Here is a 15,681-nt window from a genome sequence, read left to right as displayed (position 1 = left end):
GGGGCTCTACGTCTTTTTCCCATTGGCCCTCTGTAGTACGACGTAGGGACGGACCCACTCGCCGGGAGTCCCACCATTCTTCTCGAGAGTCCGGTTTATGACTGGGGCATTCGTGGAGGCCAGAGCGCTGAAATCAACTCTGACCTGCATAAACTCCAACAGGCGAACATCGTCTCAGGCGATCTGCAGGGTTCCAGTTCGTCTCCCATGGCACGTTATGGCACGAAGTTTCCAAGCGCCGAGCAGAGGCGAGTCATCATCGAGAAGCCCCGCCTTGGCCACGTGCCCTTCCCGTTGCGGCACGGCGTCGCGGCGACCGCTGTGCGACGACGGACCGACCCAGTCGGCATATCGCCCTCCAGACCCCTCACGGCTCTCGATCCGTCCCCGAAATAACGAAACGATGTGAAAGACACGTCGGCGGTCCTATGCTCCTCAGGTGATCCGGGGGGGCGTTGATGAGTGACTTGATTCCGAACTTGAACGCGCTGCAGAACAAGTTGCCACCAAGAGAGTCGGCGACAGATGTCCACGCGTTTGTAGATGCGCTTGCGAAGGCGCAGGACTCGGCCGAAGCCAACGCCAACGTTGATGCTCTGGTGGACCTCTGGCTGGAGGAACGCGATGGAGACCAGTGAGCCGGTGCTCAACTCCCCGACGCGAATCCTCCGGCTGCGCGTTCGAGGGTTCCGCTCCTACGGGAGCGAGGTACGTGAGATTGAGATGGCCCCGACCATCACGGTGATCAGGGGCGAGAACAGTCAAGGAAAGACCGCGACCGCCGAAGCGGTCGAGTTTCTATTCACAGGGCTCATTAGTCGCAGAAGCCTCTTTGGTGGAGCCAAATCCGAGTACGAGCGGATACTAAAGAACGTCCACCTGCCAAGTGAGGATCCCGACGTCTGGGTTGAAGCTGACATCCGATGCCCCGACGGAGTAGAGCGAACAATCCGGCGAACATTGACAGCCGACTATTCGACGACGACAGATTGCGCGAGCACGATCACGATCGACTCGCATCAAGTCAGCGACCTGGATTCACTTGGCATCCCACTTGGTGATCCTCCCTTAGCCGCGCCTGTCCTTCTCCAGCACAATCTCAGATACGTCCTCTCTACGGCGCCGCAGCAGCGGGCAGCTTACTTCCGCGCGCTACTTGAGTTGACCGACTTGGACCAGGTCCGGGAGGCCATTGCACGCGCCAAAGGCCGCGTCGCTGACCTTCCGCCACTGCCATGGATGGTGAGGCTCGCAGAACTCCGCGACTCCGCCTGGGCGGAGCCAGTGGCGAGTTCAGCGATCGATCGCGTTGAGAAATCCATAAGCCGGCACACCATGACAGCAGAGCTCATTTCGGTCGCCAAAGCCGTCAGCCCCTCCGTCCGGGGCGAAACCGCCGAAGCCGTAATTGGAGAGTTGCGCGCGGCAAAGCAACGTGCTGAAGAGAAGGTTTTCCCTATCGGTGCGTTGACCCCGACGACCTCGAACATGCCGACCCGGGTGGACCACACGCCCTTGGCTCGCAGTGTCGACGTCTACGCGGATCGACTTCGGGGTGTCGACCTAGATGTCGCGCGCCTCGCGCCCATCTTCGAAGCAGTCGTGAGCCATCCCCAGCTCGGCAGCCTGTCCGAACCCGCCGAGTGCCCGGTGTGCGAGCAGGGGACCCTCGAACCTGACCGCATCCAGCGTCTTCGCGAGCAACTAGCCGCCTCGAAAGACGTGCGGGCCGCCGCATCAGGAGTCGCTCACCAGTTGCAGGCCATCCTCGGTAGCGTCGAGGCGACCGGGCGGGCCATGAGGGCCGTCCTTCCCGAGGCACACGAATGGGCAGACGAGTGGAAAGACGTTGCCGCGCATCATGCCTCCCTCGTTGAGAAAGTCCCGGCTGGCACGTCAGACCTCAGTTCGGGCGACTCCGCTAGAGGAGCGATTTCCCGTGCTGGCTACCAACTCGAGCGGCTTCGGGAACTCTGGCACCCGGTCAAGACTGTCGTAGCTTCGACGAACGCCAAGGTTCAGGAGCGTGCTCCAATTCGGGATGAGTTGGTTGCGTTGCTGTCAGAGGTCAACGAATGCGTTGATTCATTCCGAATCGAAATCGAAAACCTGGCCGCATCGGTTGATCGTCTGAGCGAAGAACTGGGGGGAAAACTCCACCTGGCCCATCTTCCCCCAGGGTTACGAGAAGTTCTGGACCTGCTCGAGCATCGGGACGACCTGCAGCGCGAACTGGAAGCGACCAGGAAGCGCGAAGAGGTAAGACAGCGAGTCCAAGCGATTGATCGATTGATTCAAACCGCCGAGGGAGCTCTTCTTGACGAGCGGTTCGACATGATGGGCGCGGAAATTGATCGCTGGTGGGCGACCCTCCGACCGGACGAACTAGTCCGATTCGGCGGCGTTGGCCGACGGGCATCTGGCCGTCGGTACGTTGACCTCACTGCAGAACTTGCGAGCACAACGGATGCGCTTCCGGAGGTTCGCAACGCAGTCGGAGTCTTCAGCGACAGCCAACTCAACGCCTTGGGACTGGCAGCCTTTCTCGCGCGACAGTGCCTAATCGGGAGTCCCTTCGTCATTCTTGATGATCCGCTGCCGGGGTATGACCCGGAGCATCGACTGACCTTCGCCGTGGGCACCCTGAGCGCGCTTCTGGACGAAGGAATTCAAGTCATCGTCTGTACTCATGACCCGAAACTGGCACTGAACACAGTCGACGTGCACCGCCACCGAGGCTTGGAGCACTATGAGCTGTCGCTGTCGAATATGGCTGAAGGAACAGCCGTCACAAATGAAACCGACGTGTTCGGCCAACACATTCTCGCGGCGCAGGACGCAATCGCCAGCTCGTCTGTCGACGGAAGACGGAACGCCGCAAATGCCCTCCGCCGAGCAGCCGAGCGGCTTGCGAAGCAGATCATCGCCACCGGCCGGACCCAAGAGGGCACCCCAACGAGAGTGTCCGAAGTAGATGACAACGTCCTCAGCAAGTTGGCCGTCGATGCGCTCGGGTTTGCGCTTGACGCGAGCGAGCGCGGCCGTTGGGAAACCTGGAGGAAGAACTTAAACCCAGCCGCGCATGACGATGCGGATGTTCCTCAGCCTCCAACGCTCAAGACAATTATGAAAGAAATCAAGAAGCTCAAGAACGCTCACGAAAAACACTGGCCAGGTGGCCTGTTGAAATAGCCGTGGGGGGCAGATCGATCTCTCGCGACCCGCAGCATCTCGCGACCCCCAGCATGCCTTGCGAACGCCTCTTCGGCGCTGGATTTCGCCCTCGCAACGCCCAGGCGGCGATGCGATCCATGTGGGACGTTTTGGCAGATTAGCGCTGCGACTTCCTATAACCGGCGGACCGGGCGGCGGATTCGGAGGCGAAGCACTCTTCCGGCTTTGTGCGGCTGTAGTAGGCACCGCTGGGCACGTGGTAGATCATCGAGCTGGCGTTGCCCTTGATCGGGTGGCTGGAGGGGCAGTCGTACCCGGACACGGGCGGCACGGCGCCGCCACCACCTCCACCGCCGCCGGACTTCTTCTTTTTCTTCTTCTTGGCTTCGCCCTTGCCCTTGGCGGGCTTCTCGACCATGGTGCGCTTCTTGCCGCACGTTTCGAGGCGGTGCTCCAGCGCGTTCTTCTCGACCTGATCGACGGTCAGGTTCCAGCGGTACTTGACCGCGATCCAGCGTGCCGCGTACTGGCACTTGCCCTTGGCGGGCTCCCAGTCAGCGGGGTCGCGGTCAGACTTAGCGCGGTTGGTGCTGCGGCCCACTGCCAGAAGGGAGTGGCGGTACTTGAGGTCGTTGGCGAAGCCGCGTCGCATGTTGGCATTCCACTTGTAACCGCCGGAGCGCCAGGCCTCCGCGAGGGCGACGCGGTGGTCGATGTCGAGCGAGCGAGGCGACTTCACGGTGCGCCCGTTGTACTCATTGATCCAGCGGCCCGACTTCACCGTGCAGCTCTTGTTCTTCTTGACCTTCTTCTTGGACTCCGCGATCAGCACCATTTCACGGGTGTCGCACTTGCCCTTCTTCGTCACCCAGTGGTCGAAGTCGTCGCGGTCGTAGGAGTAGACACGGCGCTCTTGGTCCACCTTCAGCTTCACCAGCAGATTCGCGGCAGGGACGCGCTTGGCTGCGGCCTCGGCGGGCATCGCGGTGGCCGCGAAGAGCCCGAAGACGAGAGGCAGGGAGAGCAGTAGTGCTAGGAGGCGACGCATAGTCGAAGGCTAGGTGTACGGCTCCGTCGACTTGCGCGGATCACTTCCAAATAGCTCCTTCTAGCCATCCCCAGTTGGTACATATGTCCCATTTTGTCCTGCGTTCCGGAGGGGGAAAGAAGCAGGCCGCTTAGGGTGAGTTGGCCGGCCGTCAAAGAAACCGGCCGGCCCGAAGCGGCCGACGCCGCTTCTGGGGATCGGGTCGTCGCCTCAAAGAAACCCGGCGCCTCTTGCAGTTCGCCCGAATCGGTTGGCAGACGTCGGGCTGGGTTCTCTGCCCCATCTGGGCCATGCGGAGTCCTTTGAGGGTGGGCACATGGCGCCGCTGCGATGGGTTGATCCTTGTCATTCCCTACTGCATGTCAGATGAGAAGGAAGCAGATGGATCAGTGCATCCATCAGGAGTGGGCACACCAACAGCCAGCAGTCCTGAGGGTGGCGGGTCATCGTCAGCAGATGTGGCATCAGCCAGGCCTCATATAGATGGCAGGTGGCTCCTGGTTGCCAGAGTCAGTGTTACCGGACGTTGCGAGTACGCCCGGGCCCACCGCACGGCCCAGCCTCTCTCTGCACCGCGACACTCGGGAACAGGAGGGCCACCGGTCCGAAGGTGGGCTCGGTGGTCCGTCGGCTGACCTTTCAATCTCGGACCGCCTTGCGGCGGACTTGTTTTGCTCTGTGGACCTGTCCCCCCCAGAGTCCCCCCGTTTGAGGGTGCCCCTTGGATCAGGGCGTGCCTGACCCACCCGCTGTCCCAGTCCCATTCCTGGGTGGTGTGCAACGGGTTTAGAGCCACCCGGGTCGCCTGACGTCAAGGCGAGTGGGGGTGAGTCCGGGTGCCGTACCACCGGACGCTTTCCCTGGGCGTCGGTCTCTGAGACAACCTGCCGACGTGATTCCCAGTTCGGCACCGTGAGTTGTTTGGGACTTTCGATCCCGGCCGGTCCCGCGTATATCGCTACACCGGCGTTCGATCAGTTGTTATGCCGCATCGACCACCCCCGATCGCAGGCGACGGACGATGACGCAGTGCGTCGCGTCGCCCGTGATTCCGCCTTGGAGGTGGGCCTCGCGGCCTAGTGGTTCACAGTGCTGGCACCAGACCCACGATGTCGGCGTGGTGGCCAGGGGTTCGGGTTGAGTCATCACGCATGTCGTGGATTCTGGGTCGATCACTGACGTCAGCCGCGCCCGCTCGGGCATGAGGGCGTGGTCCTCAGATTCCGTGCAACGGGGGGCTAAGTTTGTCAGCTCGGGCCGAGCGTCGCGGTGGCAGATGTCCACGAAGTGCGGTCCGGGGGTTCGTGTGCGGAGGAGCTCGCCACGTTGGTTCAACTCCGCAGGGGTGATGCTCCCGTCGACGCCGACGAGGTTCATGTGGTCGTGAGCCGGTTGAGGGGCGGGCCCTGACACGGTCAGGTGTCGGTATGCCTGCCGGTGGTTGTGGGGTGTTGCAGGGCGGCGACTCATCGGCCCGTTTCCCTTGCTTCCAAGTAAGCCCGCACCTGCGATGAGCGGATGCGGAGCGCCCGGCCGAATCGCACGACTTCGAGCTCATTGGAGCGGATGGCACGGCGGATGTGAGGGTCGGAAAGGCTCAGGTATTCAGCCGCTTGGGCCACGGTGAGCAGGGGGTCGGGGTTGGCGTAGTCGGTTGCCGGGGTGGTGGTCATGGCGTGCGCCTGGCGCGCAGCGGCTGTCCCCGTTCGAGGGGTGAGCCGGGTGGAGCGCGTCGCGGTCACAGCATTCGCGGGTATCGCGTGCTGCGCGCCGTGCCTTTCGGGAGGTTCGGCCGACCGGGGTCAATGTCCGGGCGTGCCGAGGGGTCCTGTGCTCAGGCCGCGACGTGCTTGCCGCTGAGAGCAGGGGCGCGAGGCGCGAGCGGAGTGCGCCGAGGTTGTGTGATGACGACGTAAGGGCCGTCGTCGCGTCGCCTGTGGGCCTGCACGTTTGCGATCTCGCCCCATCCGCTGTGGGGCTCGCTGACCGCGTCGCGATGGGCGGGGGCGGCGTCGCGCTCCAGCCAGTCGAGCCAGGTGGTGAGCATCGCGGCTGCCGAGGTCAGCCGACGGGCGCGGGCGTCCCAGATTGTCGCGTTGGCTCGGTCGCCGGCCTTGCGGTAGTCCTCAGCGGTGGCGGTGGCGGTCGTCGCTGCACGGTTCGCGGTGGCGCGACGCACGCGGACTAGGGCGGTGTTGCTGCTTCGGGGCAGGCCGACCATCGCGAGTTCATGCAGGATGGCTTGGCGCTGTGCCTTGCGCTGGTCGTGAACAACACGCAGGACGTCGGCGCCATACGCCTCGTTCGTCCTGTTGGTGCCGGTCATGTCTCCACACTACGCACAAACGGCACAATCGCTAGAATCTGGCTTGATCCAATTTTTTACTGTCAGACCAACGTTAATCATGGGTGACGGTCCTGCCTCGCGTGGCGATTGAGTGGGACCACGTTCTCGGCGGTGAGGTTGGCTGCCAGGCGCGACAGGCGGTCGGCGATTTCGCGGTCTCGCTCGGCGCTCGCGTGCTGGTAGCGCATCGAGGCCACGTAGGTGGAGTGGCCGAATCGGTGCTGGAGCTCGCGGGTGGTGGCACCTGCTTGAGCGGCCAGCGTGGCGCCGGTGTGGCGTAGGTCGTGCCATCGCAGGTCGGGGCGGCCGATGGTCTGGCGGGCGCGGCGGAACAGGTCGGTGCGGCGGTCGGTGGACAGCGGGCTTCCGTCAATGTCGGTGAAGACCAGCGCGTCTGGTCCTGGTGCGGTGTGGGTGTCGAGGTGTTCGGCAAGGATCGGCACGACGTGCGGGGGCAGGGCGACGGTGCGCAGGCTGGAGGTCGTCTTGGGCGGGCCGAAGGTGATGGGCTGGCCGTCGAGTTCGACCAGGGCGCGGGTGACGCGGACGGTTCCGGCGTCGATGTCTACGTGCTCGCGGGCCAGGGCGAAGAGCTCGCCTGCGCGCAGGCCGGACCAGGCGGCGACGTGGACGGCTGCTGACAGGTGGTCGGGCATGGCGGCCGCCAAGGCATTGACCTGGGTTGGCGTGGCGGGTTCGCGTTCGGCGGTGTGGCTCAGTCCGGCGCGGGGAATCTGGCAGGGGTTGGCCAGGATGAGACCGTCGCTCGCGGCGGTGTTGAGGCAGGCGCGCAGGACCCGGTAGGCGGTGGTGATGACCTGGGCGCGGTGGGGTCGCTCCGGCGGCGTGGGGTCGGGGTCGGGCCTGGTGGGCGATCCGGCGGCTTGCCAGGCGTTCAGGACCGCGCGGGGCAATCGGCCGGACGAGCTGACCTGGTATCCGTTCTGGTGTGCCCACCAGCGGGCGTCACCGGTCACCTGGCGGCTGCGGCGGCTCATCTCGGCCGACCGACGCCGGGCCATCTCTCCAGCGCGCTGGTCGGCGTCGGCGATGGCCAGCCACTCGCGGATGACGGCCGGGGTCAGGTGGCGCAGTTCGTAGGCGCCGAGGTTCATGGTCCGGGCGGGTCGTCCCTGCGCGGCGGGCCGGGTGAGGTCGCGCAGGAGCCAGCGGTCGGCGGCTTGCTGGTAGTTCTCGCGGGTGCGGGGGCGTACTTGGTGGCCTTCGAGCCATTCGGCGAAGTAGGTCGCCACGGTGACCGATCCGGCGTCAGGATCGCGCCAAGAGCCGCGCACCATGTCGGCGCGGACGGTGGCGAGCCACGCGTCGGCGTCGTCCTTGCGGGCAAAGGTGGTCGGCGCGGTGTGGTCTCGTCCGTCGGGCCCCTGGTACCGGGCCTGGTAGCGGCCGGAGGGCAATTTGCGGATGGCGCCGAATGTGCGGCGCGAGGACCGCCGCCGGGCGGTCGAGGGGTTACGTGTGGTGGTGGATTTGCTGGTCATCGGTCGGGCCTTTCAGGCGCGCTATGGCACGTTGTGGCACGAACGCCACAATCGAGCCGCGCTGATTGACCATCAGAAAGGGCTCCAACCCTGCCTGACCAGCGGAAACTCTGGAGCCGCCTGTCGGAATCGAACCGACGACCTTCTCATTACGAGTGAGATGCTCTACCGACTGAGCTAAGGCGGCGCGATTCGGCGAGGATCGCCCGCCGAACCAAAAGTGGACTATACCCCGTCCGGACACCTGAAGGACAACCCGGGTTCGGACCGTATGATCGGCGCGTGGACGCACCGACCCAGGCCGAGCTCGACGACATCCGCGCCAGCATCGACAACATCGACGCGGCGCTCGTTCACCTGCTGGCTGAGCGGTTCAAGTGCACCAAGCGCGTCGGGCGGCTCAAGGCCGAGCACGACCTGCCCCCGGCGGACCCCGCCCGCGAGTCGCGTCAGATCGAGCGACTGCGCGAGAAGGCGATCGAGGCCGACCTCGATCCGGCGTTCGCGGAGAAGTTCCTGAACTTCATCATCAGCGAGGTCATCCGCCACCACGAGGCCATCCGCGACTGATCGCGGGGCTCACTGCTCGGCGCAGACCGTTCCGTCATCGGGGACGGTGCCGTCCTCGAAGTACGCGTCGACGGCCTTGCGGATGCACTCGTTGCCCGACGTGTACGCCGTGTGACCATCGCCCTCACGCGTCAGCAGGACGCCCGACTCGAGCTGCTCGGCCATCGCCACGGACCACTCGTACGGCGTGGCCGGATCGCGGTTGGTGCCCACGACCAGGATCGGCGGAGCACCCTCGGCCTTCACGGCCTGCTGCGGGTGGGTGGCCTTGATCGGCCAGTCGTGGCAGGCCATGACGCCCCAGCCGAGTGAAGCACCGAACACCGGTGAGACCGCGCGGAACTTCGGGATCAACGCCTTCGTCTGCGCCGCGTCGGGCGCGTCGTCGGTGTCCATGCAGTTGACCGCGTAGATCACCTGGCCGGAGTTGTTCGCGTAGGTGCCGTTCTGCTTGCGCTCGAAGTAGGCGTCGCTCAGGACGAGCAGGACGCGGCCGTCGCCCTCGACGAGCCCACTGAGGGCGTTGGTGAGGTACGGCCACGACTCCTGCGAGTACAGGGCCATCGCGATGCCGTAGAACGCCTGACCCTGGCTGAGCTCGCGGCCGTCGACCTTCAGCGGGGTCGTGCCCAGCGCCGTCATCAGCTCGGTGATCGTGGTGGTGGCCTCGGCGACCGAGTCCCCGACCGGGCACTTCCCCTTCTCGATGCAGTACTCGAGGTAGGCGGTGAGTGCCTGCTGGAAGCCCTTCGCCTGGCCCAGCCCCTGACCGACCGGATCGAGGCTGACGTCGACCGCTCCGTCGAGCACCATCCGCTCGACCTTCTCGGGGAACAGGTTGGCGTACGTGGCGCCCAGTTGGGTGCCGTAGGAGAAGCCGAACCACCACATCTTCTTCTGGCCCAGCACCGCCCGGACGATGTCGTGGTCGCGCGCGGCCTCCTCGGTGGAGACGTGCGCGGCCAGCTCGCCGGAGTTCTCGCGGCACGCCTCGCCCATCCCGCGCACCGAGCGCGCCAGCGCGTCGATGCCGGCCTGGTCGTCGGGATCGGGATCGGTGTCGATGAAGGCGTCGAAGCCCCGGTCGGACAGGCACTGCAGCGGGGTGCTCTGGCCGACGCCGCGCGGGTCGACGCCGACGACGTCATGGGTGCGGCGCAGCGAGTCGGGCAGCTCGGAGGCCAGGTAGCCCACGAAGTCCTGCGCCGAGCCGCCCGGGCCGCCGGGGTTGGCGAAGATCGCCGAGCCGCCCTTGCCGGTGGCCGGCACACGGCGCACCGCCAGGCGCAAGGTCTCGCCATCGGGCTTCTCGTAGTCGATCGGCACCTCGACCGTCGTGCACCGGTCGTCGTCGCAGTCGGTCCACGTCACGTCCTGGCCGTAGAAGCGCTCGAGCCCGGCGGGAGCGGACTCGTCCGTGCGCTTCGGGTCGGGCGCCTGGCGCTCGACCAGGAAGATCGCGCTGACCGCGCCCGCCACGAGCGCGACGACCAGGACCGACACCAGCGCGATGATCGTGAACCGCTTCATCCCAGGAACCTCGACATCATGTGCTCGAGCGCCAACTGGGGCGCGGCGTTGGCTTGCAGGGCCTCGCGGCAGGCGACGATCGCGTCGATCGCGGCCAGCGTCTCCTCGGGGGTCTTGCGAGCCGCGAGATCGGCGATGTCATCGGCCACGTCGGCGTTGATCGGCTCGGCACCGGTGGCCAGCTGGACCGTGAGGACGTCGCGCTGGAACGACAGCAGGTCCAGCAGCACGCCGTCGATCGCGTCGCGGGCCATGCGCTTGCGGCGCCGCTCCTGCTCCTTGGTCATCGACGAGAGCGCACCGGCGTACCCGGCGGGGCGCCGGCCACGTTCCTCGACACCCCAGGACTCCTGCAGGTTCGACAGCTCGCGGGCGTCCAGGACGTCGCAGCGCTCCTTCGCCCGGGCGGTGGCCTCCTGGTCGATCCGCTGGGCAGCGCGCAGGCAGTCGCCCAGCCCGCGCAGGCCCACCGGCAGCGCCAGGATCTCGGCGCGGCGACGACGAGCCTCGGGATCGCGGGCCAGGCCTCGGGCCCGACCGATGTGCCCCTGTGCGGCGGCCGCGGCCTTGCGGGCGACCTGGGGATCGATCCCGTCGCGCTCGTGCAGCAGACGGGCGATGGCGCTGGCCGGCGGCGTGCGCAGCAGCACCGGGCGGCAGCGCGAGCGGATGGTCGTGATGACGTCCTCGACCGACGGCGCGCACAACAGCCACACGGTGCCCGGCGCCGGCTCCTCGATGGCCTTGAGCAGGGCGTTGGCCGCCTGGTCGGTGAGCCGGTCGGCGTCCTCGACGACGAGCACCTGGTACCGGCCGAGGGAGGGGTGCAGCGCAGCGCGACGGACGGCGTCACGGGCCGCGTCGACGCCGATGCTGAGGCCGTCGGTGTTGATGATGGCGATGTCGGGGTGGCTGCCCGCGGCGGCCGTGACGCACGAGTGGCACTGGCCGCAGCCGCCGCGCTCGCACTGCAACGCCGTGGCGAAGGCGACCGCCGCGTTCGACCGACCCGACCCGGGCGGGCCGGTGAAGAGCCAGGCGTGGGTCATCTGCCCGGCGACGGCCGCGCTCAACGTTCCGACGACGTCGTCCTGACCGACGAGCTCCTCCCAGACGGGGGCGGTCACGACGCCACCTCGCGCGCCTGGCCGAGCCACGGCGTCACGGCGGCGCGGACGCGGTGGTGGATCGTCTCGGGATCCTCGTCGGCCGCGAGCACGACGTAGTGCGCCGGGTCGGCGGCAGCCAGCTCGAGGAAGTGGTGGCGGACCCGGTCGTGGAACTCGACCGGCTCGCCCTCGATCCGATCGGGCTCGCCGGCGCGGCCCAGGCCGACGCGCGGGTCGATGTCGAGGACGACCGTCAGGTGCGGGCGCAGGTCGGCGGTGGCCCACCGGGCCAGCGGCTCGAGCTCGGCGACGTGCAGCGCCCGGCCGGCGCCCTGGTAGGCCAGGGTCGAGTCGACGTAGCGGTCCGTGATGACCACCGCGCCGTCGGCCAGCGCGGGCAGGATCATCGTGTCGACGTGCTCGGCCTTGTCGGCGGCGTAGATCAGCGCCTCGGTGCGCGGCGACAGGTCGCCGGTGGCCGGGTCGAGCAGGATCGAGCGCAGCATCGTGCCCACGGCGGTGCCACCGGGCTCGCGGGTGAGGACGACGGAGTGACCGGAGGACTCGAGCCACTGCGCCAGCAGACGCGACTGGGTGGACTTGCCGGAGCCCTCACCGCCCTCGAATGCGACGAAAACGCCGACCTCGGTGACGAGGGGGTCCTGCGAAGGCTGCATGGGGCGAGCCTAGTCGGGGCGCCCGACACCGCGCGGGAGCGGCCGCAGGCTCAGCTCGGGGCGGCCGGCGGCTCGACCGGCTCGGGGTCGTTGTCCGGACCGAGCAGGTAGTCGTGGGAGAAGCCCGCGATGGCCGCGCCCACGATCGGCGCGAGGATGAAGACCCACACCTGCAGGAGCGCGTCGGAGCCCGCGAACCACGCGACGCCCAGCGAGCGCGCCGGGTTCACCGACGTGTTCGAGATCGGGATGCTGATCAGGTGGATCAGCGTGAGCGCCATGCCGATCGAGAGCCCGGCGAAGCCGACGGCCGCCCGCTTGGCGGTCGCGCCCAGGATCACGAACAGGAACACGGCCGTCAGGACCACCTCGGCGACGATCACGGAGCCGAGATTGTACCCCATCGGCGAGCGGTCGCCGTAGCCGTTGCTGGCGAAGCCCGACTCGACGGGATCGAACCCGCCGGCGATGCCCTCGGCGATCACCAGCAGCACGGCGCCCGCGACCGTGGCGCCGACGACCTGGGCCACGACGTAGCCGGGCAGGTCACGCCAGGAGAACCGCTTGGCCATCGCCAGGCCGACGGTCACGGCCGGGTTGAAGTGGCCGCCGGACACGGGACCGAACGCGTACGCGCCGGTCAGGACCGTGAGACCGAAGGCGAAGGCGACGCCCAGCCAGCCCACGCCGACCGCCATCTGGGCGTCGGCCGGAATGGCCGTGGCGGCGAAGATCGCGGTGCCGCAGCCACCGAACACCAACCAGAAGGTGCCGAGCGCCTCCGCGCCGAGGCGCTGGCTCATCGTGTACTCCGGTGCCTGGCTCATCGCGGCTCCTGGTGTGAGGATTCCTCTCACCGTACGACAGACGCACCCCGCCGGGCGAGACCTCGAATCGAGGTCCCGCCGGCGGTCAGGCCTTCTTCGCGGGGGTCTTCTTGGTGGTCGTCTTCTTGGCCGCCGTCTTCTTCGTGGCCGTCTTCTTGGCCGTGGTCTTCTTGGCGGTCGACTTCTTCGTCGTCTTCTTGGCGCCCTTCTTGGCCGGGCCCTTCGCCCGACGCTCGGCCAGCAGCTCGACGGCCCGCTCGTGCGTCAGCGTCTCGATGTCGTCGTCCTTGCGCAGCGTCGCGTTGTACTCGCCATCGGTGACGTACGCGCCGAACCGGCCGTTCTTGGCGACGATCGGCTGACCGCTGGTCGGGTCCTCGCCGAGCTCCTTGAGGGGCGCCGCCGCGGCCCGACGGCCGTAGGTCTTGGGCTGCGCGTAGATCGCCCGGGCCTGCTCCTCGGTGATGGTGAGCAGCTGCTCCTCGGACTCCAGCGAGCGCGAGTCGGTGCCCTTCTTGAGGTAGGGACCGTAGCGGCCGTTCTGGGCCGTGATCTCGGTGCCCTCCTCGTCGGTGCCGACGACGCGCGGCAGCGTCAGCAGCTTGACGGCGTCCTCGAGCGTGATCGTGTCGAGGTCCATGGACTTGAACAGGCTGGCCGTGCGCGGCTTGGCGCCCTTCTTGGCGTCCTCGGGCAGGGCCTCGGTGACGTACGGGCCGTAGCGGCCGTTCTTGGCCACGACCTGCAGGCCGGTCTCGGGGTGGTCGCCGAGCACCTTCTCCATGCCGGCCGGGGTGGCCAGCAGCTCCTTGGCCTTCTCGAGCGTGAGCTCGTCGGGCGGCAGGTCCTCGGGGATGTTGGCGCGGGTGGGCGTGGGCGTGCCGTCCTTGCCCTCGACCATCGGCGGGCCCTCGACGTACGGGCCGTAGCGGCCGACGCGCACCGCGATGTCCTCACCGAGGTCGAACGTGGCCAGGCCACGCGCGTCGATCTCGGGCAGGTTGTCGACCAGGCGCTTGAGGCCGGTGTCCTTCTCGTCCTCGCCGGACCAGAAGCTCTCGAGCACGGCGACGCGGTTCTCGCGACCGTGCGAGATCTCGTCGAGCACGCCCTCGAGCTCGGCGGTGAACTCGTACTGCACCAGGCGCGGGAAGTGCTGCTCCATCAGCCGGATCACACTGAACGCGACCCAGGCCGGGACGAGCGCCGTGCCCTTCTTGTAGACGTAGCCGCGGTTCTGGATCGTGTTGACGATCGAGGCGTAGGTGGAGGGACGACCGATCTCGCGGTCCTCCAGCTCCTTGATGAGGCTGGCCTCGGTGTAGCGGGCCGGCGGCTTGGTCTGGTGTCCGGCCGCAGCCAGCTCGACGGCCGTGACGCTGTCGCCCTCGGAGAGGTTGGGCAGCTTGGTCTGCTTGTCGTCGTTCTCGGCGTCGGGGTCCTCGGTGGTCTCGACGTACGCCTTGAGGAAGCCGTGGAACGTGATCGTGCGGCCGGTGGCGCTGAACTCGACGTCCTGACCGTCCTCGGTGGCCGCGCCGATGCGGATCGACACCGAGTTGCCCTTGGCGTCGGCCATCTGCGACGCGATCGTGCGCTTCCAGATCAGCTCGTAGAGCTTGAGCTCGTCACCGGACAGGCCGGTCTCCTTCGGCGTCCGGAAGCTCTCGCCGGCGGGACGGATCGCCTCGTGCGCCTCCTGGGCGTTCTTGACCTTGGAGGTGTAGACGCGGGGCTTGTCCGGCAGGTAGTCGGCGCCGTACAGCTCCTTGACCTGGGCGCGCGCCGCGGTGAGCGCGGTCTGCGACAGCGTGACCGAGTCGGTACGCATGTAGGTGATGTAGCCGCCCTCGTAGAGCTTCTGGGCGATCGACATCGTGCGCTGGGCGCCGAAGCCGTACTTGCGCGAACCCTCCTGCTGCAGGGTCGTGGTGCGGAAGGGCGCGTACGGACGGCGGGTGTACGGCTTGGACTCGACCGAGCGGACCGCGAACTCGCGGCCCTCGAGCGCGGTGGCCAGGGCGCGGGCTGCGGACTCGTCCAGGTGGACGGCGTTGCCCTTGAGCGTGCCGGTGCTGTCGAAGTTCGAGCCCGATGCGACGCGCTTGCCGTCGATCGTCGCGAGCTTCGCGGGGAAGCGCGACGGCTCCAGGTCGCAGCCGAAGGTGGCCTCGAGGTCCCAGTAGTCGGCCGAGCGGAACGCCATGCGCTCACGCTCGCGCTCGACGACGAGGCGGGTGGCGACCGACTGGACGCGACCGGCCGACAGGCCGCTCATGACCTTCTTCCACAGGACCGGGCTGATCTCGTAGCCGTAGAGACGGTCGAGGATGCGGCGGGTCTCCTGCGCGTCGACGAGGTCCTGGTCGATGTCGCGGGGGTTGGCGATCGCGCGCTGGATCGCCTCCTTGGTGATCTCGTTGAACGCGATGCGCTTGACCGGGACCTTGGGCTTCAGCTCGTCGAAGAGGTGCCAGGCGATCGCCTCGCCCTCGCGGTCCTCATCAGTGGCCAGGACGAGCTCGTCGGCGTCCTTGAGCAGCCGCTTCAGCTCGGTGATCTGCTTCTTCTTGTCGGCCGGCACGACGTAGACCGGCTCGAAGCCCTCGTCGATGTTGACGCCGAGCCGCGCCCACGACTCCCCCTTGTACTTGGCGGGGATCTGGTCGGCCCCCTGCGGCAGGTCACGGATGTGCCCGACCGACGACGAAACGACATAGCCGTCCCCGAGGTAGGCAGCGATGCTGCGCACCTTGTTGGGCGACTCGACGATCACCAGTGATGTCACGTTGGGCTCCTCTGAGGCCGCCAGGTGGGGGATGTGCGGCCGATGGAGGCCCACCGTAGCGCCTCTGCTCAAGCATTTTCCTCACCGGTCCCGGCCGTGGGAGAATCGA

12 protein-coding genes and 1 tRNA gene are annotated in these 15,681 nt (G+C 67.2%); 3 read left to right on the top strand and 10 right to left on the bottom strand.

Annotated elements, in window-relative coordinates; translation table 11 throughout:
• The first annotated feature begins 458 nt into the window (after positions 1 to 458).
• Positions 459 to 638: a hypothetical protein gene (locus tag H9L21_RS01055; RefSeq protein ID WP_187411675.1), complete on the top strand. Its 180-nt coding sequence runs from the start codon at positions 459 to 461 to the stop codon at positions 636 to 638.
• A complete protein-coding gene (locus H9L21_RS01050) occupies positions 592 to 3,192 on the top strand; it encodes an AAA family ATPase (RefSeq protein WP_369412431.1) in 2,601 nt (866 codons plus the stop codon). The genes H9L21_RS01055 and H9L21_RS01050 overlap by 47 nt, the downstream gene beginning before the upstream one ends.
• Positions 3,193 to 3,331: 139 nt before the next feature.
• Here H9L21_RS01050 and H9L21_RS01045 read toward each other — a convergent pair whose 3' ends face one another.
• From H9L21_RS01045 to H9L21_RS01025, 5 genes are all read right to left on the bottom strand, one after another.
• On the bottom strand, positions 3,332 to 4,222 hold the full coding sequence (locus H9L21_RS01045; protein ID WP_154596044.1) for an HNH endonuclease family protein: 891 nt from the start codon (positions 4,220 to 4,222) through the stop codon (positions 3,332 to 3,334).
• Between the two features lie 1,466 nt (positions 4,223 to 5,688).
• Positions 5,689 to 5,895, bottom strand: coding sequence for a helix-turn-helix domain-containing protein (locus tag H9L21_RS01040; protein ID WP_154596045.1), 207 nt, complete (start codon positions 5,893 to 5,895; stop codon positions 5,689 to 5,691).
• Between the two features lie 161 nt (positions 5,896 to 6,056).
• Positions 6,057 to 6,548 (bottom strand): hypothetical protein, encoded by a 492-nt coding sequence (locus H9L21_RS01035; protein ID WP_154596046.1) that lies wholly within the window; start codon positions 6,546 to 6,548, stop codon positions 6,057 to 6,059.
• Positions 6,549 to 6,625: 77 nt separating this feature from the next.
• Positions 6,626 to 8,071 carry a site-specific integrase gene (locus H9L21_RS01030; protein WP_154596047.1) on the bottom strand — a complete coding sequence of 482 codons (1,446 nt, stop codon included), beginning with the start codon at positions 8,069 to 8,071 and terminating at the stop codon, positions 6,626 to 6,628.
• Between the two features lie 111 nt (positions 8,072 to 8,182).
• Positions 8,183 to 8,258 (bottom strand) — tRNA-Thr (locus H9L21_RS01025).
• Between the two features lie 95 nt (positions 8,259 to 8,353).
• Between H9L21_RS01025 and H9L21_RS01020 the strand changes: the two genes are divergently transcribed.
• Positions 8,354 to 8,641 carry a chorismate mutase gene (locus tag H9L21_RS01020; protein WP_187411673.1) on the top strand — a complete coding sequence of 96 codons (288 nt, stop codon included), beginning with the start codon at positions 8,354 to 8,356 and terminating at the stop codon, positions 8,639 to 8,641.
• Between the two features lie 9 nt (positions 8,642 to 8,650).
• Here the strand turns inward: H9L21_RS01020 and H9L21_RS01015 are convergent, their stop codons facing one another.
• The 5 genes from H9L21_RS01015 to topA form a co-directional block, all read right to left on the bottom strand.
• A complete protein-coding gene (locus H9L21_RS01015; RefSeq protein ID WP_154596048.1) occupies positions 8,651 to 10,171 on the bottom strand; it encodes an alpha/beta hydrolase in 1,521 nt (506 codons plus the stop codon).
• On the bottom strand, positions 10,168 to 11,298 hold the full coding sequence (locus H9L21_RS01010) for a DNA polymerase III subunit delta' (RefSeq protein ID WP_187411672.1): 1,131 nt from the start codon (positions 11,296 to 11,298) through the stop codon (positions 10,168 to 10,170). The genes H9L21_RS01015 and H9L21_RS01010 overlap by 4 nt, the downstream gene beginning before the upstream one ends.
• Positions 11,295 to 11,957, bottom strand: coding sequence for a dTMP kinase (gene tmk / locus H9L21_RS01005; protein ID WP_154596049.1), 663 nt, complete (start codon positions 11,955 to 11,957; stop codon positions 11,295 to 11,297). The genes H9L21_RS01010 and tmk overlap by 4 nt, the downstream gene beginning before the upstream one ends.
• A 50-nt stretch (positions 11,958 to 12,007) precedes the next feature.
• On the bottom strand, positions 12,008 to 12,784 hold the full coding sequence (gene aqpZ / locus H9L21_RS01000) for an aquaporin Z (protein ID WP_154596050.1): 777 nt from the start codon (positions 12,782 to 12,784) through the stop codon (positions 12,008 to 12,010).
• A gap of 85 nt (positions 12,785 to 12,869) precedes the next feature.
• A complete protein-coding gene (topA, locus tag H9L21_RS00995) occupies positions 12,870 to 15,572 on the bottom strand; it encodes a type I DNA topoisomerase (RefSeq protein ID WP_187411671.1) in 2,703 nt (900 codons plus the stop codon).
• Between the last annotated feature and the right edge of the window lie 109 nt (positions 15,573 to 15,681).

Origin of the sequence: Aeromicrobium senzhongii, assembly GCF_014334735.1 — a bacterium.
Taxonomy (GTDB): domain Bacteria; phylum Actinomycetota; class Actinomycetes; order Propionibacteriales; family Nocardioidaceae; genus Aeromicrobium; species Aeromicrobium senzhongii.
Note: the sequence above shows the minus strand (reverse complement) of the source record. Positions and strands in the feature narration are given on the sequence as shown.